22 protein-coding genes are annotated in these 19566 nt (G+C 64.3%); 16 read left to right on the forward strand and 6 right to left on the reverse strand.

The features are described from left to right. Window positions 1–31: 31 nt before the first annotated feature. From potA to RCF34_RS17485, 4 genes are all read left to right on the forward strand, one after another. The gene (gene potA / locus RCF34_RS17470) at window positions 32–1186 is read left to right on the forward strand and encodes a polyamine ABC transporter ATP-binding protein (RefSeq protein ID WP_308709307.1); all 1155 of its coding nucleotides are present in this window, start codon (window positions 32–34) and stop codon (window positions 1184–1186) included. After that, window positions 1183–2091: an ABC transporter permease subunit gene (locus RCF34_RS17475; protein ID WP_308709308.1), complete on the forward strand. Its 909-nt coding sequence runs from the start codon at window positions 1183–1185 to the stop codon at window positions 2089–2091. Before potA ends, RCF34_RS17475 begins: the two co-directional genes overlap by 4 nt. An 82-nt stretch (window positions 2092–2173) precedes the next feature. Then, complete coding sequence (locus RCF34_RS17480) at window positions 2174–3070, forward strand: ABC transporter permease subunit (RefSeq protein WP_308709309.1); 897 nt, start codon at window positions 2174–2176, stop codon at window positions 3068–3070. A gap of 127 nt (window positions 3071–3197) precedes the next feature. Next, entirely contained in the window at window positions 3198–3992 is a 795-nt protein-coding gene (locus RCF34_RS17485) for a thymidylate synthase (protein ID WP_308709310.1), read from the forward strand. A 17-nt stretch (window positions 3993–4009) separates the two neighbouring features. On the opposite strand, the gene RCF34_RS17490 is transcribed toward RCF34_RS17485, so the two are convergent. The 3 genes from RCF34_RS17490 to RCF34_RS17500 all read right to left on the reverse strand — a co-directional run bounded on the left by RCF34_RS17490 (window position 4010) and on the right by RCF34_RS17500 (window position 5823). Further along, on the reverse strand, window positions 4010–4504 hold the full coding sequence (locus RCF34_RS17490; RefSeq protein ID WP_308709311.1) for a gluconokinase: 495 nt from the start codon (window positions 4502–4504) through the stop codon (window positions 4010–4012). A 41-nt stretch (window positions 4505–4545) separates the two neighbouring features. Further along, window positions 4546–5409, reverse strand: coding sequence for an EamA family transporter (locus RCF34_RS17495; RefSeq protein WP_308709312.1), 864 nt, complete (start codon window positions 5407–5409; stop codon window positions 4546–4548). 69 nt (window positions 5410–5478) lie between these two features. After that, window positions 5479–5823 carry a hypothetical protein gene (locus RCF34_RS17500; protein WP_308709313.1) on the reverse strand — a complete coding sequence of 115 codons (345 nt, stop codon included), beginning with the start codon at window positions 5821–5823 and terminating at the stop codon, window positions 5479–5481. A gap of 229 nt (window positions 5824–6052) precedes the next feature. Here RCF34_RS17500 and RCF34_RS17505 point away from each other — a divergent pair, with 229 nt between their 5' ends. From RCF34_RS17505 to RCF34_RS17535, 7 genes are all read left to right on the forward strand, one after another. Next, window positions 6053–8497: an AAA family ATPase gene (locus RCF34_RS17505; protein WP_308709314.1), complete on the forward strand. Its 2445-nt coding sequence runs from the start codon at window positions 6053–6055 to the stop codon at window positions 8495–8497. A gap of 161 nt (window positions 8498–8658) precedes the next feature. After that, window positions 8659–9000, forward strand: coding sequence for a hypothetical protein (locus RCF34_RS17510; protein ID WP_007160783.1), 342 nt, complete (start codon window positions 8659–8661; stop codon window positions 8998–9000). 80 nt (window positions 9001–9080) lie between these two features. Continuing rightward, on the forward strand, window positions 9081–9569 hold the full coding sequence (locus RCF34_RS17515) for a TIGR00645 family protein (RefSeq protein ID WP_133861321.1): 489 nt from the start codon (window positions 9081–9083) through the stop codon (window positions 9567–9569). Window positions 9570–9716: 147 nt separating this feature from the next. Beyond that, window positions 9717–10022 carry a DUF6482 family protein gene (locus RCF34_RS17520; RefSeq protein WP_064308082.1) on the forward strand — a complete coding sequence of 102 codons (306 nt, stop codon included), beginning with the start codon at window positions 9717–9719 and terminating at the stop codon, window positions 10020–10022. After that, window positions 10019–11566 carry a cryptochrome/photolyase family protein gene (locus RCF34_RS17525; RefSeq protein ID WP_308709315.1) on the forward strand — a complete coding sequence of 516 codons (1548 nt, stop codon included), beginning with the start codon at window positions 10019–10021 and terminating at the stop codon, window positions 11564–11566. Before RCF34_RS17520 ends, RCF34_RS17525 begins: the two co-directional genes overlap by 4 nt. Then, window positions 11563–11721, forward strand: a complete 159-nt coding sequence (locus RCF34_RS17530; RefSeq protein WP_308709316.1) for a DUF2256 domain-containing protein — start codon at window positions 11563–11565, stop codon at window positions 11719–11721. Before RCF34_RS17525 ends, RCF34_RS17530 begins: the two co-directional genes overlap by 4 nt. Window positions 11722–11762: 41 nt before the next feature. Then, the gene (locus RCF34_RS17535) at window positions 11763–12380 is read left to right on the forward strand and encodes an FKBP-type peptidyl-prolyl cis-trans isomerase (RefSeq protein WP_308709317.1); all 618 of its coding nucleotides are present in this window, start codon (window positions 11763–11765) and stop codon (window positions 12378–12380) included. Window positions 12381–12382: 2 nt separating this feature from the next. Here RCF34_RS17535 and RCF34_RS17540 read toward each other — a convergent pair whose 3' ends face one another. Both RCF34_RS17540 and RCF34_RS17545 read right to left on the reverse strand, forming a co-directional pair. After that, on the reverse strand, window positions 12383–12637 hold the full coding sequence (locus RCF34_RS17540) for a hypothetical protein (RefSeq protein WP_308709318.1): 255 nt from the start codon (window positions 12635–12637) through the stop codon (window positions 12383–12385). A 136-nt stretch (window positions 12638–12773) separates the two neighbouring features. After that, complete coding sequence (locus tag RCF34_RS17545) at window positions 12774–13748, reverse strand: polyprenyl synthetase family protein (RefSeq protein WP_308709319.1); 975 nt, start codon at window positions 13746–13748, stop codon at window positions 12774–12776. A gap of 401 nt (window positions 13749–14149) precedes the next feature. On the opposite strand from RCF34_RS17545, the gene rplU reads away from it, so the two are divergent. The 4 genes from rplU to proB all read left to right on the forward strand — a co-directional run bounded on the left by rplU (window position 14150) and on the right by proB (window position 17362). After that, window positions 14150–14464 (forward strand): 50S ribosomal protein L21, encoded by a 315-nt coding sequence (gene rplU, locus RCF34_RS17550; protein WP_007160791.1) that lies wholly within the window; start codon window positions 14150–14152, stop codon window positions 14462–14464. A 26-nt stretch (window positions 14465–14490) separates the two neighbouring features. Further along, window positions 14491–14751: a 50S ribosomal protein L27 gene (rpmA, locus tag RCF34_RS17555; protein ID WP_007160792.1), complete on the forward strand. Its 261-nt coding sequence runs from the start codon at window positions 14491–14493 to the stop codon at window positions 14749–14751. Between the two features lie 265 nt (window positions 14752–15016). Beyond that, window positions 15017–16228, forward strand: a complete 1212-nt coding sequence (cgtA, locus tag RCF34_RS17560; RefSeq protein WP_133861314.1) for an Obg family GTPase CgtA — start codon at window positions 15017–15019, stop codon at window positions 16226–16228. Window positions 16229–16243: 15 nt separating this feature from the next. Continuing rightward, window positions 16244–17362, forward strand: coding sequence for a glutamate 5-kinase (proB, locus tag RCF34_RS17565; protein ID WP_308709320.1), 1119 nt, complete (start codon window positions 16244–16246; stop codon window positions 17360–17362). A 95-nt stretch (window positions 17363–17457) separates the two neighbouring features. On the opposite strand, the gene rpsT is transcribed toward proB, so the two are convergent. Further along, complete coding sequence (gene rpsT, locus RCF34_RS17570; protein ID WP_007160795.1) at window positions 17458–17736, reverse strand: 30S ribosomal protein S20; 279 nt, start codon at window positions 17734–17736, stop codon at window positions 17458–17460. Between the two features lie 243 nt (window positions 17737–17979). On the opposite strand from rpsT, the gene murJ reads away from it, so the two are divergent. After that, window positions 17980–19518 carry a murein biosynthesis integral membrane protein MurJ gene (gene murJ / locus RCF34_RS17575; RefSeq protein WP_308709321.1) on the forward strand — a complete coding sequence of 513 codons (1539 nt, stop codon included), beginning with the start codon at window positions 17980–17982 and terminating at the stop codon, window positions 19516–19518. Window positions 19519–19566 lie beyond the last annotated feature (48 nt).

Below are 19566 nucleotides of genomic sequence, written 5' to 3' on the forward strand. Positions count from 1 at the left end.
GCCGGTCCCCGATTTTCCTGGGGAGATGTACATGGCGACTGCCACCAGTGCCTTCAAGAAAGCCGCCACCGGCGACAAGAAAGCCAAGGAAGTCCTGGTCAAGATTGACCGGGTCACCAAGAAGTTCGACGAAACCGTCGCTGTCGACGACGTCTCCCTGACCATCAACAAGGGTGAGATCTTCGCCCTGCTCGGCGGCTCGGGTTCGGGCAAGTCGACCCTGCTACGCATGCTGGCCGGTTTCGAGCGGCCCAGCGAAGGGCGCATCTTCCTCGATGGCGTGGACATCACCGACATGCCGCCCTACGAGCGGCCGATCAACATGATGTTCCAGTCCTATGCGCTGTTCCCGCACATGAGCGTGGAGCAGAACATCGCCTTCGGCCTCAAGCAGGACAAGCTGCCCAAGGCCGAGATCGACGCCCGCGTGGCCGAGATGCTCAAGCTGGTGCACATGGCCCAGTACGCCAAGCGTAAGCCGCACCAGCTCTCCGGTGGCCAGCGCCAGCGGGTGGCCCTGGCGCGCTCCCTGGCCAAGCGGCCCAAGCTGCTGCTGCTCGACGAGCCCATGGGCGCCCTGGACAAGAAGCTGCGCTCGCAGATGCAACTGGAACTGGTGGAGATCATCGAGCGCGTGGGCGTGACCTGCGTGATGGTGACCCACGACCAGGAAGAGGCCATGACCATGGCCGAGCGCATCGCCATCATGCACCTAGGCTGGATCGCCCAGGTGGGCAGCCCCATGGACATCTACGAGACTCCGGCGAGCCGGCTGGTCTGCGAGTTCATCGGCAGCGTCAACGTCTTCGACGGCGAGCTGACCGACGACGGTGCCGACCACGCCATCATCCACAGTCCGCAACTGGAGCGACCGATCTACATCGGTCACGGCATCAGCACCCGCGCCCAGGAAAAGCAGGTCACCTTCGCCCTGCGCCCCGAGAAGCTACTGATGGGCACCAGCCTGCCGGCGGATCACGAGCATCCCGACTACAACTGGTGCAGCGGCACCGTGCACGACATCGCCTACCTGGGCGGGCACTCGGTCTATCACGTCAAGCTGGGCACCGGCCCCATCGTCCAGTGCTTCATCGCCAACGCCGAGCGCCTCGGCAAGCGACCCACCTGGGATGACGCCGTGGTGGTGTACTGGGAAGACGACAGCGGCGTGGTACTGCAAGCATGACCAGACCTCCCTTGCTCAAGCGCCTGCTCGATGGCCGCCGCCTGACCATCGGCGTGCCCTTCGTGTGGCTGTTCCTGTTCTTCCTACTGCCGTTCCTGATCGTGCTCAAGATCAGTTTCTCGGTCGCGGACGTGGCCATCCCGCCCTATACCGAGCTGTTCAGCTACGCCGACCAGCAACTGGATATCGCGCTCAACTTCGGCAACTACCTGATGTTCGCCGACGATCCGCTGTATCTGGACGCCTACCTCGGTTCGCTGAAGATGGCCGGCATCAGCACCCTGATCTGCCTGCTGATCGGCTATCCGATGGCCTATGCCATCGCCCGGGCCAGTCGCGAGAAGCAGACAGTGCTGCTGCTGCTGATCATGATGCCGACCTGGACCGCCATCCTCATCCGCGTCTATGCCTGGATGGGGTTACTGTCCACCAACGGCCTGATCAACAGCTTCCTGATGAGCCTGGGGATCATCAGCAGTCCGCTGCAGATGCTCAACACCAATTTCGCGGTGTACCTGGGGATCGTCTATTCCTATCTGCCGTTCATGATCCTGCCGCTGTTCGCCAACCTGGTGAAGCACGACCTGACCCTGCTGGAAGCCGCTGGCGACCTGGGTGCCAGTCGCTTCACCAGCTTCTGGAAGATCACCGTGCCGCTGTCCAAGAACGGCATCATCGCCGGCTGCATGCTGGTGTTCATTCCGGCGGTGGGCGAGTTCGTCATTCCCGAGCTGCTGGGTGGCCCGGAGACCCTGATGATCGGCCGCGTGCTCTGGCAGGAATTCTTCAACAACCGTGACTGGCCGGTGGCCTCCGCCCTGGCGGTGGTGATGCTGGTGATCCTCATCGTGCCCATCGTGCTGTTCAACCGCAACCAAGCCAAGGAACTGGAGGGCAAGCTGTGAGCCAGAAAGCCACTCTGTGCCCATCGTGCTGTTCAACCGGCTCTCCAATCTGGAGCCGAGCCAAGGAACTGGAGGGCAAGCTATGAGAGGCCTCAAGTTCACCAACCTGATGCTGGTGCTCGGGCTGCTGTTCATCTACCTGCCGATGGTCATCCTGGTCATCTACTCCTTCAACGAGTCGCGGCTGGTGACCGTCTGGGGCGGCTGGTCGGTGAAGTGGTACGTCGGACTGCTGGACAATACCCAGCTGATGAGCGCGGTGTTCCGCTCCCTGGAGATCGCCTTCTACACGGCCATCTCTTCGGTGATCCTCGGCACCCTGGCGGCCTTCGTGCTGACCCGCATCCCGCGCTTCCGCGGCCGCACCGTCTTCGGCGGCATGGTCACGGCGCCGCTGGTGATGCCCGAGGTGATCACCGGTCTGTCGCTGCTGCTGCTGTTCGTCTCCATGGCGCAACTGATCGGCTGGCCGCAGGACCGGGGCGTGACCACCATCTGGATCGCCCACACCAGCTTCTGCTCCTCCTATGTGGCGGTGGTGGTCTCCTCGCGCCTGCGCGAACTGGACCTGTCCATCGAGGAGGCGGCCATGGACCTGGGCGCCCGGCCGTGGAAGGTGTTCCTGCTGATCACCATTCCCATGATCGCGCCGTCCCTAGCAGCGGGGGGCATGATGTCCTTCGCCCTGTCGCTGGACGACCTGGTGCTGGCGAGCTTCGTCTCGGGCCCCGGCTCGACCACCCTGCCGATGGAGGTGTTCTCCGCGGTGCGCCTGGGCGTAAAGCCGGAGATCAACGCCATCGCCAGCCTGATCCTCCTGGCGGTCTCGCTGTTCACCTTCTTCGCCTGGTACTTCACCCGCCGCGCTGAGAAGAAGCGACTGCAGGGCCTGCAGGAAGCCATGGATGCCACGGCCTCGGAGATCAGCCGGCGCGAACGCGAAACGGCGACCCTCATGGCGCCGCCGGCCAATAGCTGAGGATTGGAAGAAAGGGCGGCCTCAGGGCCGCTTTTTTGTGTCCGATGGTCAGTGCTGCGACAAGCGCGACCGCTTTCGCGAGGCGCGATTTGATACCATTTGCCTTTTGCCAGGTAGCGCTCCCGCCATGAAACAGTACCTCGACCTGATGCGCCACGTGCGCGAACACGGCACCTTCAAGAGCGACCGCACCGGCACCGGGACCTACAGCGTCTTCGGCCACCAGATGAGATTCGATCTGGTCGAGGGCTTCCCCCTGGTTACCACCAAGAAGTGCCATCTGCGATCCATCATCCACGAATTGCTGTGGTTCCTGCAGGGCGAGACCAACATCCGCTACCTGAAGGACAACGGCGTGTCCATCTGGGACGAGTGGGCCGACGAGAACGGCGAACTGGGCCCCGTCTATGGCTACCAGTGGCGCAGCTGGCCGGCACCGGATGGGCGCCATATCGACCAGATCGCCGGGGTGGTGGACATGATCCGCGCCAAGCCCGATTCGCGGCGCCTGATCGTCTCGGCCTGGAATCCGGCGTTGGTGGACGAGATGGCGCTGCCACCGTGCCATGCGCTGTTCCAGTTCTATGTCGCCGATGGCCGGCTGAGCTGCCAGCTCTATCAGCGTTCCGCCGACATCTTCCTCGGCGTGCCCTTCAACATCGCCAGCTACGCGCTGCTGACCCTGATGGTGGCCCAGGTCACCGGACTGCAACCGGGCGAATTCATCTGGACCGGCGGAGATTGCCATCTCTATGCCAACCACCTGGAGCAGACCGATCTGCAGCTGACCCGCGAACCGCTGCCACTGCCGACCATGAAGCTCAATCCGGCGGTCACGGACCTGTTCGCCTTCCGCTTCGAGGATTTCGAACTGGAAGGCTACCAGGCCCATCCGCACATCAAGGCGCCGGTCGCGGTCTGAGCCGGCGGCTGCAGCGCTCAGGCGCCGTGGCCGTGCTCGAGCACCTCGTCCACCAGCTGCTCGGGCGCCTTGCGCACGTCCAGCACCTGGGCTTCCAGGTGATCCGGCGCCTCCAGGGTGTCGAGCTGGCTCTGCAGGAGCTTGGGATCGAAGAAATGCCCGCGGCGACTGCCGATGCGTTCGGCCAGGAGCTCCGGTGAGCCCTTGAGGAACAGCAGCCGGACGCCTTCCAGGCCGTTCAGAAGGCGGTCGCGATAGACCTTCTTCAGCGCCGAGCAGGCGAACACCCGGGTGGTGCCTTCGGCCTGCGCCTGTTGCATGGCGTCGTGGATGGCATCCAGCCAGGGCCAGCGATCTTCGTCGGTGAGGGCGACGCCCTGGGCCATCTTGTCCTTGTTGGCCTGGCTGTGAAAGGTGTCGGCATCGTCGAAACGGCAGTCCAGCCGGCTGGCCAGGAGTTCGCCCAGGGTGGTCTTGCCACTGCCCGAGACGCCCATTATCAGATAGATCATCGTCGTCGCTCCGCGTGAGGATTCGCCTCGCTATAGAGTGTCTAGAGCGGCGTTTGCTCCGGGGTCAGCCGGCTGCTCCAGGTGGCGCCGATGGACGCGACGATGATGCAGGCGAGGGCGAACCACTGGGCGACGCCCAGGATCTCGCCGAGGAATACCCAGCCGGAGAGGGCGCCCAGCGCCGGTTCCAGACTCATCAGGGTACCGAAGGTGGCGGCCGGCAGGCGGGTCAGGACGACCATTTCCAGGGCATAGGGAATGGCCGTGGACATCAGCGCCAGGACCAGCGCCAGCGGCCAGATTTCCGGCTGCAAGAGAGTGCTGCCGCTGTGGGCGATGCCGATGGGCAGCACGACCAAGGCGGCGATGCTGGCGCCGAAAGCCACCGTGCCGGTACCGTGGACCGCGCCGGCGCGCTTGCCCAGGACGATGTAGATCGCCCAGCAGGCGCCAGCACCCAGGGCCAGGGTGGTGCCCAGTGGATCCAGTGCCGAGGCGTTGTGGCCGAAGGGCAGGAGCACGGCCAGGCCGGCCACCACCAGTACGATCCACAGTAGGTCCAGCCAGCGGCGCAGGGCGCACAGCGCCACCACCAGCGGGCCGACGAATTCCAGGCCGACGGCGATGCCGATCGGCAGCCGTTGCATGGCCAGGTAGATGGTCAGGTTCATCACGCCCATGGCGACGCCATAGCCCAGCAGGCTGCCCAGCGCCGCGCGGCGAAAGTTGCGCCAGGGGCGCAGCACGATCAGCAGGACCAGGGCCGCGAAGATCAGCCTAAGGGTGGTGACGCCCACCGGATCGAGACGCAGGAACAGGGTCTTGGCCAGGCTGGCGCTGGTCTGGATCGAGGTCATGGCGACCAGCAGCAGGGCGACGGCGAACAGCGGAGAGCGGGCAGACATCGACAAGGCTCGACTAGCGGGCCCGCCAGCATAGGTCATCCTGTCAGGGTCGCAAGGTTGGCTGCGACCTCAACGTGTTTTCGAGCGCAGCAGCAGCGATTCGGCGCTTTCGCGATTTTCCCGGACCTGCTCGATGAAGCGCTGCTGCTCTTCGCGCTGGGCCACCTGCACGCATTGCGCGTAGCCCGCATCCCACCCTTGCTGGTAGGGCTTTTCCGCGGCGAAGCGGCGGGCGTCCTTGTGCTCGTAACCGATGCCATTGACCGCCTGCTTGCCGGTCTGGCAACCGTCGCTGAAGCCGTCGGCATAGGCCGGGGGGTAGCCCTTGGCGATCAACTGGTCGTGGTAACTGGTGCAAGCCGCGAGACTGGCCAGCAGGACGCACAACGGAGCGAGACGACGAGAGACAGCCATGGGAGCCTCCTCACGGGATACTACGTCTGATCCCTATGGAGAGAGCTTAGTTGGCGTCTAGTGAGAATTTCGTCAAAAAACGCGCGCGTTGAAAAATACCGACGGACGTCATGGCGAGCCATTCGAACCGCTGCGCTTAAATATGCGGCGGAGCGCCGCTTGCCTTGCTTCGGCTGTCATCCCGGTCGCAGAATGCGGGCACTGCTTGCATGCCTGACAAGGATTTACGATGCACGATCCCGTCGCAGCCGGTCTCCGGCTCGCCCCTGATGAGCTGACCCGCCCCTTCGCCCCCGAACAGTTTTCCTTCGCCGATACCGATCAGCTCGAGCCCTTTCGCGGCATCCTGGGTCAGGAACGCGCGGTGGAGGCCCTGCAGTTCGGCGTGGCCATGCCGCGGCCCGGCTACAACGTCTTTGTCATGGGCGAGCCGGGCACCGGTCGTTTCTCCTTCGTCCAGCGCTATCTCAAGGCCGAAGCCAAGCGCCAGCCGACGCCCAACGACTGGGTGTACCTGAATCACTTCGAAGAGCCCCGGGCGCCAAGCGTGCTGGAGCTGCCACCCGGCGAGGGCGAGGCCTTCGTGGCTGACATGGCCCATTTCATCGACAACCTGCTGGCCACCTTCCCGGCGGTATTCGAGCATCCGGCCTTCCAGCAGAAGAAGAGCGCCATCGAGCGCGCCTTCAACCAGCGCTATGACCAGGCGCTGGACGTGGTGGAAAAGCTTGCCCTGGAAAAGGAGATCGCCCTCTACCGCGACGCCAACAACGTCGCCTTCACTCCGATGAAGGAAGGCAAGGCGCTGGATGAAGCCGAATTCGCCCAGTTGCCCGAGGCCGAGCGCGAGCGGTTCCACGCCGACATCTCCAGCCTTGAAGAGCGCCTCAACGAAGAGCTGGCCAGCCTGCCGCAGTGGCGGCGCGAGTCGAGCAACCAGCTGCGTGCCCTGAATGAAGACACCATCATCCAGGCCCTGCAGCCGCTGCTGGCGCCGCTGTCGGAGAAGTACAACGACAACCCCGGGGTCTGCGCCTATCTGCAGGCCATGCAGGTGGATCTGCTCAAGACGGTGGTCGAGCAGCTGGCCGACGACGCCAAGCCCGACATGCAGCGGCGCAAGGAACTGCGCGAGCAGTACGAGCCCAATCTGATCATCGGCCACCACGTCACCGGTGGTGCCCCGGTGGTGTTCGAGTCCCATCCGACCTACGACAACCTCTTCGGTCGTATCGAATACCAGTCCGACCAGGGCGCGCTCTACACCAACTATCGCCAGCTGCGCCCCGGCGCGCTGCACCGCGCCAATGGCGGCTTCCTCATCGTCGAGGCGGACAAGCTGCTGACCGAGCCCTTCGTCTGGGATGCACTCAAGCGCGCCCTGCATTCGCGTCAGCTGAAGATGGAATCGCCGCTGGCCGAGCTGGGGCGTCTCACCGCCATGAGCCTGGCGCCGCAGCAGATCCCGCTGCAGCTCAAGGTCATCATCATCGGCTCGCGCAACATCTACTACACCCTGCAGGAGCTGGATTCGGACTTCCAGGAGATGTTCCGGGTGCTGGTGGACTTCGATGAAGAGCTGCCGCTGCGTGACGAAAGCCTCGAGCAGTTCGCCCAGTTGCTCAAGACGCGAACCTCGGAGGAGGGCATGGCGCCCCTGACCTCCGCGGCCGTGGCGCGGCTGGCCACCTACAGCGCGCGGCTGGCCGAGCACCAGGGACGGCTGTCGGCGCGTATCGGCGATCTGTTCCAGCTGGTCAGCGAAGCCGACTTCATCCGCCACCTGGCCGGCGACGAGCGTACCGACAAGGGCCATGTCGAGCGCGCGCTAAGGGCCAAGGAAACCCGCACCGGTCGCGTCTGCGCCCGGGTGCTGGACGACATGCTGACCGGGCTCATCCTCATCGACACCCAGGGCGCCGCGGTGGGCAAGTGCAACGGCCTCACCGTGCTGGAGGTGGCCGATTCCGCCTTCGGCATGCCGGCGCGCATCTCCGCCACGGTCTACCCGGGCGCCAGCGGTATCCTCGACATCGAGCGCGAGGTCAGCCTCGGGCAACCCATTCACTCCAAGGGCGTGATGATCCTGACCGGCTACCTGGGCAGTCGCTATGCCCAGGAATTTCCGCTGTCGATCTCGGCCAGCATCGCTCTGGAGCAGTCCTATGGCTATGTCGACGGCGACAGCGCCTCCCTCGGCGAGGCCTGCACCCTGATCTCCGCGCTGTCCCGCACGCCGCTCAAGCAGTGCTTCGCCATCACCGGCTCCATCAACCAGTTCGGCGAGGTGCAGCCGGTCGGTGGCGTGAACGAGAAGATCGAAGGCTTCTTCCGCCTTTGCCAGGCCCGCGGTCTGACCGGCGAGCAGGGTGTGATCATCCCGCGTGCCAACGTCACCAACCTGATGCTCGACGAGACCGTGCTGGAAGCGGTACGCGAAGGGCTGTTCCATGTCTATGCCGTCCGCCAGGCGGACGAGGCGCTTTCGCTGCTGGTGGGCGAGCCCGCCGGGGCACCGGATGCCAAGGGTCGCTTCCCCGACGGCAGCGTCAATGCGCGCGTGGTACAGCGTCTCAAGGAAATCGCCGAGCTCGAGCTGGAAGATGAACTGGCCGACAAACTCAGTGATAACTCCAAGGCAAAAGGGAAAAACAACGAAGCGGAGGAGAACTGAGCTCCAGGGGGCAGGTCGGATTTTGTACAAGGCGTCGTAGCCCAAGTAGCACGGCGCCCAGACCCGCTTGCCCCCTGTTGACCAACAGGGTTGTCCACAGCCTTTGTGGATACCTCTGGCCTAGGACCGGCGAGCATCGAGCGCTTCGAGAGGATGACGCCATGTCCCGCACCATTACCCTGATCCGTCCCTGCCTGGGCCTCGTCACCCGTATCGAATGCGAAATCAAGCCGCTCGGTCAGGAACAGGGCCTCTGGACCCTGTTGTGCGCCGCCGGCCTGAATGGCCAGCAGCCTACCGCGATCAAGGCCCAGGGGCCTTTCCACGGTCCCAAGGCGGCCGAAGGCGTCATGACCGCCATCGCCGAAAACCTGGTGGAGCAGGGCTATATCCAGGTCGAAGAGACCCAGATCTGGCGCCTGCACATGCAGAGCGAATTGCGCAAGATGAACGGCGAACGGGCCCACCAGCAGGTGCGTTTCCAGGTCGGCCCCGACGCCTGAGTCAGGTACAACCTGCCGCATTGGTCCGCCCGCACCGCCCCGGTATACTCGCCCGGCCCTGGTAATCCGAGCGAGTCTGCATGGAACGTCTGATCGAAAAAGCCCTTTACGCCTCCCGCTGGCTGCTGGCCCCCATCTATCTGGGTTTGTCCCTGGCCTTGGTCCTGCTGGCGCTCAAGTTCTTTCAGGAAGTCTTCCACGTCCTGCCGCACATCTTCCAATCCACCGAGGCCGAGCTGATCCTGCTGGTGCTGTCGCTGATCGACATGGCGCTGGTGGGCGGCCTGCTGGTCATGGTGATGATCTCCGGCTACGAGAACTTCGTGTCCCAGCTGGACATCGACGAAGGCTCGGAAAAGCTCAGCTGGCTGGGCAAGATGGATTCGGGCTCGCTGAAGAACAAGGTGGCCGCGTCCATCGTCGCCATCTCCTCGATCCACCTGCTGCGCATCTTCATGGATGCCCAGAACACCAATCCCGAATACCTCAAGTGGTACGTGATCATCCATCTGGTGTTCGTGGTGTCGGCCTTCGCCATGGGCTATCTGGATCGGCTGACCAAGCACTGACGGGCCGGGCGGCCACTCGTCCGCCGTTGGCAGCTTTCGTTTACGCTTTGTGGATTGCGCCGCTACGCTTGCTTGTCCTAGGTTGTCGCATGCTCACAGCTGCCGATCGACACCACCCCTGGTGTCGATCTCGACCCGGAGGTTTCCATGCAATTGCCGGAATTGACCCAGCGCGCCCAGGCCGGCGAGGTCCGTGAACTCAATCTGCTGTCCATCGAGGGCGGTTTCTACGTACTCGAGGTACTCACCCAGGACGGTCGCACGCGGCTAACCGGGCGGGATGGCCACTTCTACCGCCTGGGCTCCGCCGCCCAGGCCCGACGTCTGCTGGCCGACCTGCCGGCACTGCCGTGCTTTCTCATCCAGCACAGCGCCTATGACGAGATGGTCGGCATGGCGCCACGCTCGGCCGAACCCCTGAAGATCCCGCTGAACTACCGGAACGCCTCTTGAGCGCGGGCGCCGTTCGGCGCCTGCTTCCGGTTCTTGGCGATCAGCTGTCGCCCCGGCTGGCCTCCCTACGCGATGCCGATCCCGCGCAAGACGTGCTGCTGCTCGCCGAGGTCCAGGAAGAAGCCAGCTACGTCCCGCACCACCCGCGCAAGATCGCCCTGATCTTCAGCGCCATGCGCCACTTTGCCAGCGAGATGCGCGCGCGTGGCTTCCGGGTCCACTACCGCACCCTGGATGAACCAGACAACCAGGGCTCGCTGCCGGCCGAGATCGCTTTCTGGACAAAGGAGACGGGCGCGCGAGGCTCACCTGACCGAGGCCGGCGAATGGCGTCTGGAACAGCGTTGCGGGGCCTCGATCTGGCAGTGCCTGTGCAATGGCACGGTGACGACCGATTCCTCTGCAGCCGCGGCGCCTTCGCCCGCTGGGCCGGGTCCCGTACCGAGTTGCGGATGGAGGCCTTCTACCGCGGCATGCGCAGGCGCCACGGGTGGCTGATGGCAGGAGCGGACGAACCCTGTGGAGGGGTCTGGAATCTGGACCAGGACAATCGCAAGACCCTGCCTAAAGACCATCCTGTTCCCGAGCCCTTCAGCTGTCCGCCCGATGCCTGTACCCGGGACGTGCTCGATCTGGTCGGGCAGCGCTTCGCTCACCATTATGGTCGGCTGGACGGCTTCGACTATCCGGTGACCCGTACCGATGCCGCGCGCCTCTGGCAGCACTTTCTGGCATCGGGCCTGCGCGACTTCGGTAGCTACCAGGACGCCATGGCCCGTGGCGAGCCCTATCTGCATCACGCCCGGATCAGCGCGGCGCTCAATATCGGGCTGCTGGACCTGCGTCAGCTCTGTGTAGACGTGGACGCTGCCTATCGCGAGGGCAGGGTGCCGCTCAACAGCGCCGAGGGCTTTCTGCGTCAGCTGATCGGCTGGCGCGAGTACGTCCATGGCGTCTACTGGCTGCGCATGCCCTACTACAGGGAACTCAATGTGCTGGGCAATACCCGGGCGCTGCCAGAGTTCTACTGGACCGGGACGACCGCCATGGCCTGCATGCGTGAGGCCATCGGCCAGACCCTGGCGCTGGGTTACGCTCACCATATCCAGCGGCTGATGGTCACCGGCAACTTCGCCCTGCTGGCCGGCATCGCGCCCCAGGCCATCGGTGAGTGGTACCTGGCGGTCTACCTGGATGCCTTCGAGTGGGTCGAGCTGCCCAACACCCAGGCCATGGTGATGCACGCGGACGGCGGCTATCTGGCGAGCAAACCCTATTGCGCCAGTGGCCAGTACATCCGCCGGCAGTCCGACTACTGCAAGGGCTGTCGCTATCAGATCGGCGAGGCCCTGGGCGAGCGAGCCTGTCCCTTCAATGCCCTCTACTGGCATTTCCTGATCCGCCATCGCGGGCGCTTCGCCCACTATCCGCGCATGCTCAATCTCTATCGCAATCTCGATCGTCAGACTCCCGAGCGGCAACAGGCGCTCTGGCAGCGAGGCGAGGCACTGCTGGCGCGTCTCGACGCAGGAGAATCCCTATGAAGAAGGGCGATCTGCCCTCCAAGCGCTGTCTGGTCTGCCAGCGGCCCTTCGCCTGGCGCAAGAAGTGGGCGCGCAACTGGGACGAGGTGCGCTACTGCTCCGAGCGCTGTCGCCGGCAACGTGGCAGTCTGGGCGGCGGCGAGTCGAGTCCCTGATGTGCTAGGCTCGGCTCCTTTTTGACGATGGAAAGGCTGCTATGAACGACATCCTGCTCGACACCGACGAAGCCCGCGTCAGCTATGGCATCGGCCGCCAGCTGGGCGATCAGCTGCGCCAGAATCCGGTCCCCGGCATGCAGCTGGCGGCCGTGCTCGCCGGTCTCAACGAGGCTTTCGATGGCCAGGATTCCCGGGTGGACGTCGAGTCGCTGAATGCCAGCTTCCGGGTCATCCGCGAGCGCATGCAGGCGGAAGCCCAGGTCAAGGCCGCCGCTGCCGCCCAGGAAGGCGTCGACTACCTGAAGGCCAATGCCGAGCGCCCTGGCGTCGTGGTGCTGCCGTCCGGTCTGCAGTACGAGGTGCTCACCCAGGGTGAAGGCGCTACGCCGACCCGCGAAGACCAGGTGCGTACTCACTATCACGGTACCCTCATCGACGGCAGCGTATTCGACAGCTCCTACCAGCGTGGCCAGCCGGCCGAGTTTCCGGTGGGCGGCGTGATCGCCGGCTGGACCGAAGCCCTGCAACTGATGCCGGCCGGCAGCAAGTGGCGCCTGCACGTGCCCAGCGAACTGGCCTATGGCGCCCAGGGCGTCGGTGGCATTCCGCCGCACAGCGTGCTGGTGTTCGACGTCGAGTTGCTCGACGTTCTCTAACGCTAGCAGTCCAGGCGCAGCGCTTCGTTTTCCGGACGCAGCGCCAGGGCGTAGCTGAACAGGAAGACCTGACGGATCTGCTCCTTCACCACCCGCGGTTCGCTGGAGGTGAGGCTGTGCAGATCCAGCTCGCCCAGGTCCTTGAGTTCTTCCAGGGCCGTCTCGTCCAGCTCCGCGCAGACCTGGCCGGTTTCCCGGTTGAGGATACGCAGATAGGGATGCGGCCGGTCCAGCCAGGCGTCGATCAGATAAGTCATGGCAAGAGCTCCTGCTGTGCTATTTATGAGAATAATTCTTATTCACAAAATAGCAAGCCGATTACCTGACTTTTTTAGTCGGACATGAAAAAGCCCGCCGTCTGGCGACGGCGGGCTTTTCAGTCGACGGCAGGCCTCAGTGGGTACGGGCCACCGAGAAGCGACCCAGGTCGGCGAGGGCGTCGCGATAGTCGCTGGCGGGCAGGGCATCCAGGCAGGCGATGGCCCGCTCGGCGAATTCCTGCGCCTTGCGCGCGGTGTAGTCCAGGGCGCCGGCGGCTTCGACGGCGGCGCGCACGCCTTCCAGATCCTGGCTGCCCCCCTGGCGGATCGCCTGGCGTACCAGCGCGGCCTGTTCGGCAGTGCCTTCGCGCATGGTCACGATCAGCGGGAGGGTCGGTTTGCCCTCGGCCAGGTCGTCACCGACGTTCTTGCCGAGGGCCACGGCGTCGCCCTGGTAGTCGAGCAGGTCATCGACCAGCTGGAAGGCCACGCCCAGATGATCGCCATAGCGGCGCAGGGCGTCCGCCTGTTCGGCGCTGGCGCCGGCCAGGATCGCCGCGCTGTGGGTGGAGGCCTCGAAGAGCATGGCGGTCTTGCCGCGAATGACCTCCATGTAGATCTCTTCGGTGGTGCTGGCGTCGCGGATCTTCGACAGCTGCAGCACCTCGCCCTCGGCGATGACGCGAGTGGCCTGGGAGATGATGCGCATCACCTCCATGGAACCCAGCGCCACCATCATCTCGAAGGAGCGGGCATAGAGGAAGTCGCCGACCAGAACGCTGGGAGCATTGCCCCAGAGGGCGTTGGCAGTGGAACGGCCACGTCGCATCCCCGAGGCATCGACAACGTCGTCGTGCAACAGGGTGGAGGTGTGCAGGAATTCGATGGTCGCCGCCAGCAGCTGCAGGTCGTGGTCGGCTCGCCCGAGCGCCTTGCCGGCCAGCAGCACCAGCAGCGGACGCAGGCGTTTGCCACCCGCGGAGACGATGTAGTCGCCAATCTTCTCGACCAGCGGCACGCGCGAGGTCAGCTGCTGGCGGATGATGCCGTCTACGGCGGCGAAATCGTCCGTCACCACGCGATAGAAGGACTGGGATTGCTGCGTCATTGAGAGGTGTCCACTGGAGGTCCGGGCAATATTCAGGCGGCCGGATGGCGCATGACCGCCAGACTATGCCCTAGGGACCGGCACGAGTGCCATGCCCAGGGATTGCCATCGCGCTCCCGCGGCTCGCCGCTCCTGCCGATTTAGGCTGGGCACCGGCCCGGCATGGCCGCTGAACGAGGTTGCGCGGCATGCTAGGGGTGGGGTGGGGGGCTGTCAAGGCGGGGGCGGGCGGCTCTTGCCTCCTGGCCTGGGCTTGCGTAGAATCGCGGGCCCTGAACATTCCTAGGGTTGACCCCCTGTCTTACGCAATTGCGCGGCGGTCCTTCCGGTCCCGTGCAGCCATGCCGGTCGACGATACCTCCTATAAAGCACCGGGTGAGCAGGTTTAACGGAGATTTACCATGTCCTACGCAGTTATCGTTACCGGTGGCAAGCAATACAAGGTCGCCGAAGGCGAATACCTGAAGGTCGAGAAGCTCGACATCGCCACCGGTGAAACCGTCACCTTCGACCAGGTTCTGCTGGTTGGCAACGGTGACGACGTCAAGATCGGTCTGCCGGTCGTTGATGGTGCCAAAGTGACCGCCGAAGTGACCGCCCAGGGCCGTCACGACAAGGTCACCATCATCAAATTCCGTCGTCGTAAGCATCACATGAAGCGTCAGGGCCACCGTCAGTGGTTCACTGAAATCAAGATCACTGGCATCCAGGCCTGATCTCGCCTCTAACGGAGAATTGACTCATGGCACACAAAAAAGCGGGTGGTTCTACTCGTAACGGTCGCGATTCCGAAAGCAAACGCCTTGGCGTGAAGCTGTACGGCGGCCAGGTCGTCAAGGCCGGCAACATCATCGTACGTCAGCGCGGTACCCAGTACCATGCCGGTTACGGCGTGGGCCTCGGCAAGGATCACACCCTGTTCGCGAAAGTGGACGGCGTGATCAAGTTCGACGTGAAGGGCGCCTTCGGCCGTCGTTACGTGAGCATCGTCGCCGCCGCCTAAGGCCTGTGACGAAAGAAAAGCCCTGTCTACCCGACGGGGCTTTTTCGTTTGTAGTTAAGCTAGTGTGGTGTTTCAGAAGTTACCTGCACAATTTTGGCGGCGCTTTTTCGGCCTGGGCGTTGTTGCCGCTCCTCGCCATAGCCCTGCTATGACTCGTCGCGGCGCCTAGCCCAGGTCAAAAAATCACTCGCCAATTCTTGCGCGAACTTCTGAAGCACCACACTAGTTCCTTGTTTGCAGCGGCCCGCGAGCGCGGGAGGTCCAGATGAAATTCGTCGATGAAGTATCCATACACGTAAAAGCGGGTGACGGCGGCAACGGCATGATGAGTTTCCGCCGGGAGAAATTCATCGAGAAGGGTGGCCCTAATGGCGGTGACGGCGGCGATGGCGGGTCGATCTGGCTCGAAGCCGACATCAACCTGAACACCCTGGTCGATTACCGTTACACCCGGCGTTTCACCGCGCAGAACGGTGAAAAGGGCGGGAGCACCGAGTGCACGGGCGCCAAGGGTGAAGACCTGGTGCTGCCGGTCCCCGTGGGCACCACGGTGATCGATGCGGCGACCCAGGAAATCATCGGTGACCTGACCCAGCCCGGTCAGCGCATCCGTGTGGTCCAGGGCGGCTGGCACGGCCTCGGCAATACCCGTTTCAAATCCAGCACCAATCGTGCGCCCCGGCAGACCACGCCTGGCAAGCCCGGTGAAGAGCGTGATCTCAAGCTGGAGCTCAAGGTGCTGGCGGACATCGGTCTGCTGGGCCTGCCCAATGCCGGCAAGAGCACCTTCATCCGTGCGGTGTCGGCGGCCAAGCCCAAGGTGGCGGACTATCCCTTCACCACCCTGGTGCCGAACCTGGGTGTAGTCAGCGTGGGGCGCTTCAAGAGCTTCGTGGTCGCCGACATTCCAGGGCTGATCGAGGGTGCCTCCGAAGGCGCCGGTCTGGGGATCCGTTTCCTCAAGCACCTGGCGCGAACCCGACTGCTGCTGCACCTCGTCGACATGGCGCCCCTGGATGAGAGCGATCCGGCCGAAGCTGCCGAGACCATCATCAACGAGCTGACCAAGTTCAGCCCGGCGCTGGGCGAGCGTGACCGCTGGCTGGTGCTGAACAAGGCCGATCAGTTGCTCGATGACGAGCGCGAAGAACGCCTCAAGGCGGTGGTCGAGCACCTGGACTGGCAGGGTCCGGTCTTTGTCATCTCCGCGCTGGAGCGTGAAGGGACCGAGCAGCTCTGCCAGGCGATCATGCAGTATCTCGACGAACGCACCCTGCGCCTCGCCGAGGATCCGGCCTATGCCGAAGCGCTGGAAGAACTCGATCAGCGAATCGAGGACGAGGCGCGGGCACGGCTGCAGGCGCTGGATGACCAGCGTGCCCTGCGCCGTTCCGGCGTCAAGGCGGTGGACGATGCCGATGACGACTTCGATGACGAAGACGACGGCGACGGTCCGGAAATCTTCTACGTACGGTAAGAAAGGAGCTTGCCCATGCGTGATCAGGTGTCTGGCGCCCAGCGCTGGGTGGTGAAGATCGGCAGTGCCCTGCTGACCGACGACGGTCGTTGTCTGGACGGTGGGGCCATGGCCGGTTGGGTCGAGCAGATGGTGGCCCTGCACCAGGCGGGCGTCGAACTGGTGCTGGTGTCCTCGGGTGCGGTGGCGGCTGGCATGAGCCGGCTCGGCTGGGCACAGCGCCCGACCGCCATCAACGAGTTGCAGGCGGCCGCGGCGGTGGGGCAGATGGGGTTGGTGCAGGCCTGGGAATCCAGTTTTGCCGAGCACCAGGTGCAGACCGCGCAGATCCTGCTGACCCATGACGACCTGTCCGATCGCAAGCGCTATCTCAACGCCCGGAGTACCTTGCGGACCCTGGTGAGCCTGGGCGTGGTGCCGGTGATCAACGAAAACGATACCGTCGTGACCGACGAGATCCGTTTTGGCGACAACGACACCCTGGCCGCCCTGGTGGCCAACCTGGTCGAGGCCGATCTGCTGGTCATCCTCACCGATCGCGATGGCATGTTCGACGCCGATCCGCGCAACAACCCCGACGCCAGCCTCATCAGCGAGGCGCGTGCCGACGATCCGGCCCTGGATCTGGTCGCTGGCGGTACCGGCGGTGCCCTGGGACGTGGCGGCATGCAGACCAAGCTGCGTGCTGCCCGTCTGGCAGCGCGTTCCGGTGCCTATACCGTCATCGTCGGCGGGCGTATCCAGCAGGTGCTCAGTCGCCTGCAGCAGGGCGAGCAGCTGGGGACCCTGCTGTCACCCGAGCGCGGCCTGGTCGCGGCGCGCAAGCAGTGGCTGGCCGGGCATCTGCAGGTGCGAGGCACCCTGCGCCTGGATGCCGGCGCGGTGCAGGCCCTGGTAGGCGGTCATCGCAGTCTGTTGCCGGTAGGTGTGCGGGAGCTGGAAGGCAGCTTCCGGCGCGGCGAGATGGTCGCCTGCGTCGGTCCGGATGGGCGCGAGGTGGCGCGTGGTCTGGTCAACTACAGTGCGACCGAGGCCCGGCGCATACTGGGGCGGCCCTCGGATGCCATCGTCGTCGAGCTGGGCTATGTCTACGAGCCCGAACTGATCCACAGGGACAATCTGGTCCTGGTCTGACAATCGCCGATCCTGGCGCCTCTCCGGAGGCGTTGGGTTTTCGAATCGCAGGCGATAAAAAACCGGCCTAGGCCGGTTTTTTATTCGAACGCTTATCAGGCAGCGGCGGGGGTAGCCAGGGCCTTGATGTGAGCGTTCAGGCGGCTCTTGTGACGAGCGGCCTTGTTCTTGTCGATGATGCCCTTGTCGGCCATGCGGTCGATGACCGGGACGGCAGCGACATAAGCGGACTTGGCTTTTTCCAGGTCCTTGGCTTCGATCGCCTTGACGACGTTCTTGATGTAGGTACGCACCATGGAGCGCAGGCTCGCATTGTGGCTGCGACGCTTCTCAGCCTGTTTGGCGCGTTTTTTGGCGGAGGGGGAGTTAGCCACCGTGGAGCTCCTTCGAAAAAGACTGTATTGGGTACAGAGCGAACTCTGTAGCAAGTACAGAGCTAAATTAAGGTCGCGAATCTTGACGTCCCTGGCGGCGGCTGTCAAGGCTGTCTGGATGGATATCCGGCTGGTCGCCGATGAAGGGCCTCGTTACACTCGATCGCTTGTGTCCATCGCACGACTGCGCTCGCGCGCTTCTTTCGTCACGTCCCGCTGCGTTCACCGAGTCCTCTCCCTGCCATGAATCTGCTCAAGTCCCTGGCCGCCGTCAGCTCCATGACCATGCTGTCCCGCGTGCTGGGTTTCGTGCGCGACACCATCGTCGCCCGCACCTTTGGCGCCGGCATGGCCACCGACGCTTTCTTCGTCGCCTTCAAGTTGCCCAATCTCCTGCGCCGCATCTTCGCCGAGGGCGCCTTTTCCCAGGCCTTCGTGCCCATCCTGGCCGAATACAAGGCCCAGCAGGGCGAGGAGGCCACCCGTACCTTCCTGGCCTATGTCAGTGGCCTGTTGACCCTGGTGCTGGCGGTGGTCACGGTGCTGGGCATGCTGGCCGCGCCCCTGGTGATCTGGATCACCGCGCCGGGCTTTGCCGATACCCCGGAGAAATTCGCCCTCACTTCCAGCCTGCTGCGGGTGACCTTTCCCTACATCCTGCTGATCTCCCTGGCCTCCCTGGCCGGCGCCGTGCTCAATACCTGGAACAGATTCAGCGTGCCGGCCTTCGTGCCGACCCTGCTCAACATCAGCATGATCATCTTCGCGCTGTTCCTGACGCCCTATTTCGATCCGCCGATCATGGCGCTGGCCTGGGCGACCCTGGTGGGCGGCCTGGCCCAGTTCCTCTATCAACTGCCGCACCTCAAGCGCATCGGCATGCTGGTGCTGCCGCGGCTGAATCTGCGCGATACCGGTGTCTGGCGGGTCATGAAGCAGATGGGGCCGGCGATCCTCGGGGTATCGGTCAGCCAGATCTCGCTGATCATCAACACCATCTTCGCCTCCTTCCTGGCAGCCGGCTCGGTGTCCTGGATGTACTACGCCGATCGCCTGATGGAGTTGCCTTCGGGGGTGCTCGGCGTGGCGCTCGGGACCATCCTGCTCCCTGCGCTGTCGCGCACCTACGCCAAGGCCGATCGCCAGGAGTATTCGCGGCTGCTCGACTGGGGCCTGCGGCTGTGCTTCCTGCTGGTGCTGCCTTGCTCGGCGGCCCTGGCGTTGCTGTCCGAGCCCCTGACCGTCTCGCTGTTCCAGTACGGCCGCTTCGATGCCCATGACGCCCTGATGACCCAGCGGGCGCTGGTCGCCTATGCCGTGGGGCTGCTCGGCATCATCCTGGTCAAGGTGCTGGCGCCGGGCTTCTATGCCCAGCAGAACATCAAGACGCCGGTGAAGATCGCCATTTTCACCCTGGCGGTGACCCAGGTGCTCAACCTGATCCTGATCGGTCCGTTGCAGCATGTCGGCCTGGCCCTGGCCATAGGTCTGGCGGCCTGCCTCAACGCCGGCCTTTTGTTCTGGCAGTTGCGCCGCCATAACCTGTTCATCCCTCAGGCCGGCTGGACGGGCTTCCTGCTGCGGCTGCTGATCGCCGTGGTGGTGATGAGCGCCGTGCTGTTCGGCCTGATGCAGGTCCTGCCCAGCTGGAGCGAAGGGCTGATGTGGCAGCGCCTGCTGCGCCTGGGCGGTCTGGTCGCGGCGGGGGTGCTGGCCTATTTCGCCAGTCTGTTCCTGCTCGGCTTCCGCGTACGCGACTTCAATCGGCGAGCGGTGCTGTGATTGCACAAGGCCGGGTGTGCGCCTGTCCTCGCGGCAGGCATCCAGATA

Origin of the sequence: Pseudomonas sp. 102515, assembly GCF_031085165.1 — a bacterium.
Classification (GTDB): domain Bacteria; phylum Pseudomonadota; class Gammaproteobacteria; order Pseudomonadales; family Pseudomonadaceae; genus Chryseomonas.

What these genes read in the sequence shown, in the direction of transcription:
- potA (WP_308709307.1), top strand. Translation starts at nt 32, where the DNA reads ATGGCGACTGCCACCAGTGCCTTCAAGAAAGCCGCCACCGGCGACAAG.
- RCF34_RS17475 (WP_308709308.1), top strand. Translation starts at nt 1,183, where the DNA reads ATGACCAGACCTCCCTTGCTCAAGCGCCTGCTCGATGGCCGCCGCCTG.
- RCF34_RS17480 (WP_308709309.1), top strand. Translation starts at nt 2,174, where the DNA reads ATGAGAGGCCTCAAGTTCACCAACCTGATGCTGGTGCTCGGGCTGCTG.
- RCF34_RS17485 (WP_308709310.1), top strand. Translation starts at nt 3,198, where the DNA reads ATGAAACAGTACCTCGACCTGATGCGCCACGTGCGCGAACACGGCACC.
- RCF34_RS17490 (WP_308709311.1), bottom strand. Translation starts at nt 4,504, where the DNA reads ATGATCTATCTGATAATGGGCGTCTCGGGCAGTGGCAAGACCACCCTG.
- RCF34_RS17495 (WP_308709312.1), bottom strand. Translation starts at nt 5,409, where the DNA reads ATGTCTGCCCGCTCTCCGCTGTTCGCCGTCGCCCTGCTGCTGGTCGCC.
- RCF34_RS17500 (WP_308709313.1), bottom strand. Translation starts at nt 5,823, where the DNA reads ATGGCTGTCTCTCGTCGTCTCGCTCCGTTGTGCGTCCTGCTGGCCAGT.
- RCF34_RS17505 (WP_308709314.1), top strand. Translation starts at nt 6,053, where the DNA reads ATGCACGATCCCGTCGCAGCCGGTCTCCGGCTCGCCCCTGATGAGCTG.
- RCF34_RS17510 (WP_007160783.1), top strand. Translation starts at nt 8,659, where the DNA reads ATGTCCCGCACCATTACCCTGATCCGTCCCTGCCTGGGCCTCGTCACC.
- RCF34_RS17515 (WP_133861321.1), top strand. Translation starts at nt 9,081, where the DNA reads ATGGAACGTCTGATCGAAAAAGCCCTTTACGCCTCCCGCTGGCTGCTG.
- RCF34_RS17520 (WP_064308082.1), top strand. Translation starts at nt 9,717, where the DNA reads ATGCAATTGCCGGAATTGACCCAGCGCGCCCAGGCCGGCGAGGTCCGT.
- RCF34_RS17530 (WP_308709316.1), top strand. Translation starts at nt 11,563, where the DNA reads ATGAAGAAGGGCGATCTGCCCTCCAAGCGCTGTCTGGTCTGCCAGCGG.
- RCF34_RS17535 (WP_308709317.1), top strand. Translation starts at nt 11,763, where the DNA reads ATGAACGACATCCTGCTCGACACCGACGAAGCCCGCGTCAGCTATGGC.
- RCF34_RS17540 (WP_308709318.1), bottom strand. Translation starts at nt 12,637, where the DNA reads ATGACTTATCTGATCGACGCCTGGCTGGACCGGCCGCATCCCTATCTG.
- RCF34_RS17545 (WP_308709319.1), bottom strand. Translation starts at nt 13,748, where the DNA reads ATGACGCAGCAATCCCAGTCCTTCTATCGCGTGGTGACGGACGATTTC.
- rplU (WP_007160791.1), top strand. Translation starts at nt 14,150, where the DNA reads ATGTCCTACGCAGTTATCGTTACCGGTGGCAAGCAATACAAGGTCGCC.
- rpmA (WP_007160792.1), top strand. Translation starts at nt 14,491, where the DNA reads ATGGCACACAAAAAAGCGGGTGGTTCTACTCGTAACGGTCGCGATTCC.
- cgtA (WP_133861314.1), top strand. Translation starts at nt 15,017, where the DNA reads ATGAAATTCGTCGATGAAGTATCCATACACGTAAAAGCGGGTGACGGC.
- proB (WP_308709320.1), top strand. Translation starts at nt 16,244, where the DNA reads ATGCGTGATCAGGTGTCTGGCGCCCAGCGCTGGGTGGTGAAGATCGGC.
- murJ (WP_308709321.1), top strand. Translation starts at nt 17,980, where the DNA reads ATGAATCTGCTCAAGTCCCTGGCCGCCGTCAGCTCCATGACCATGCTG.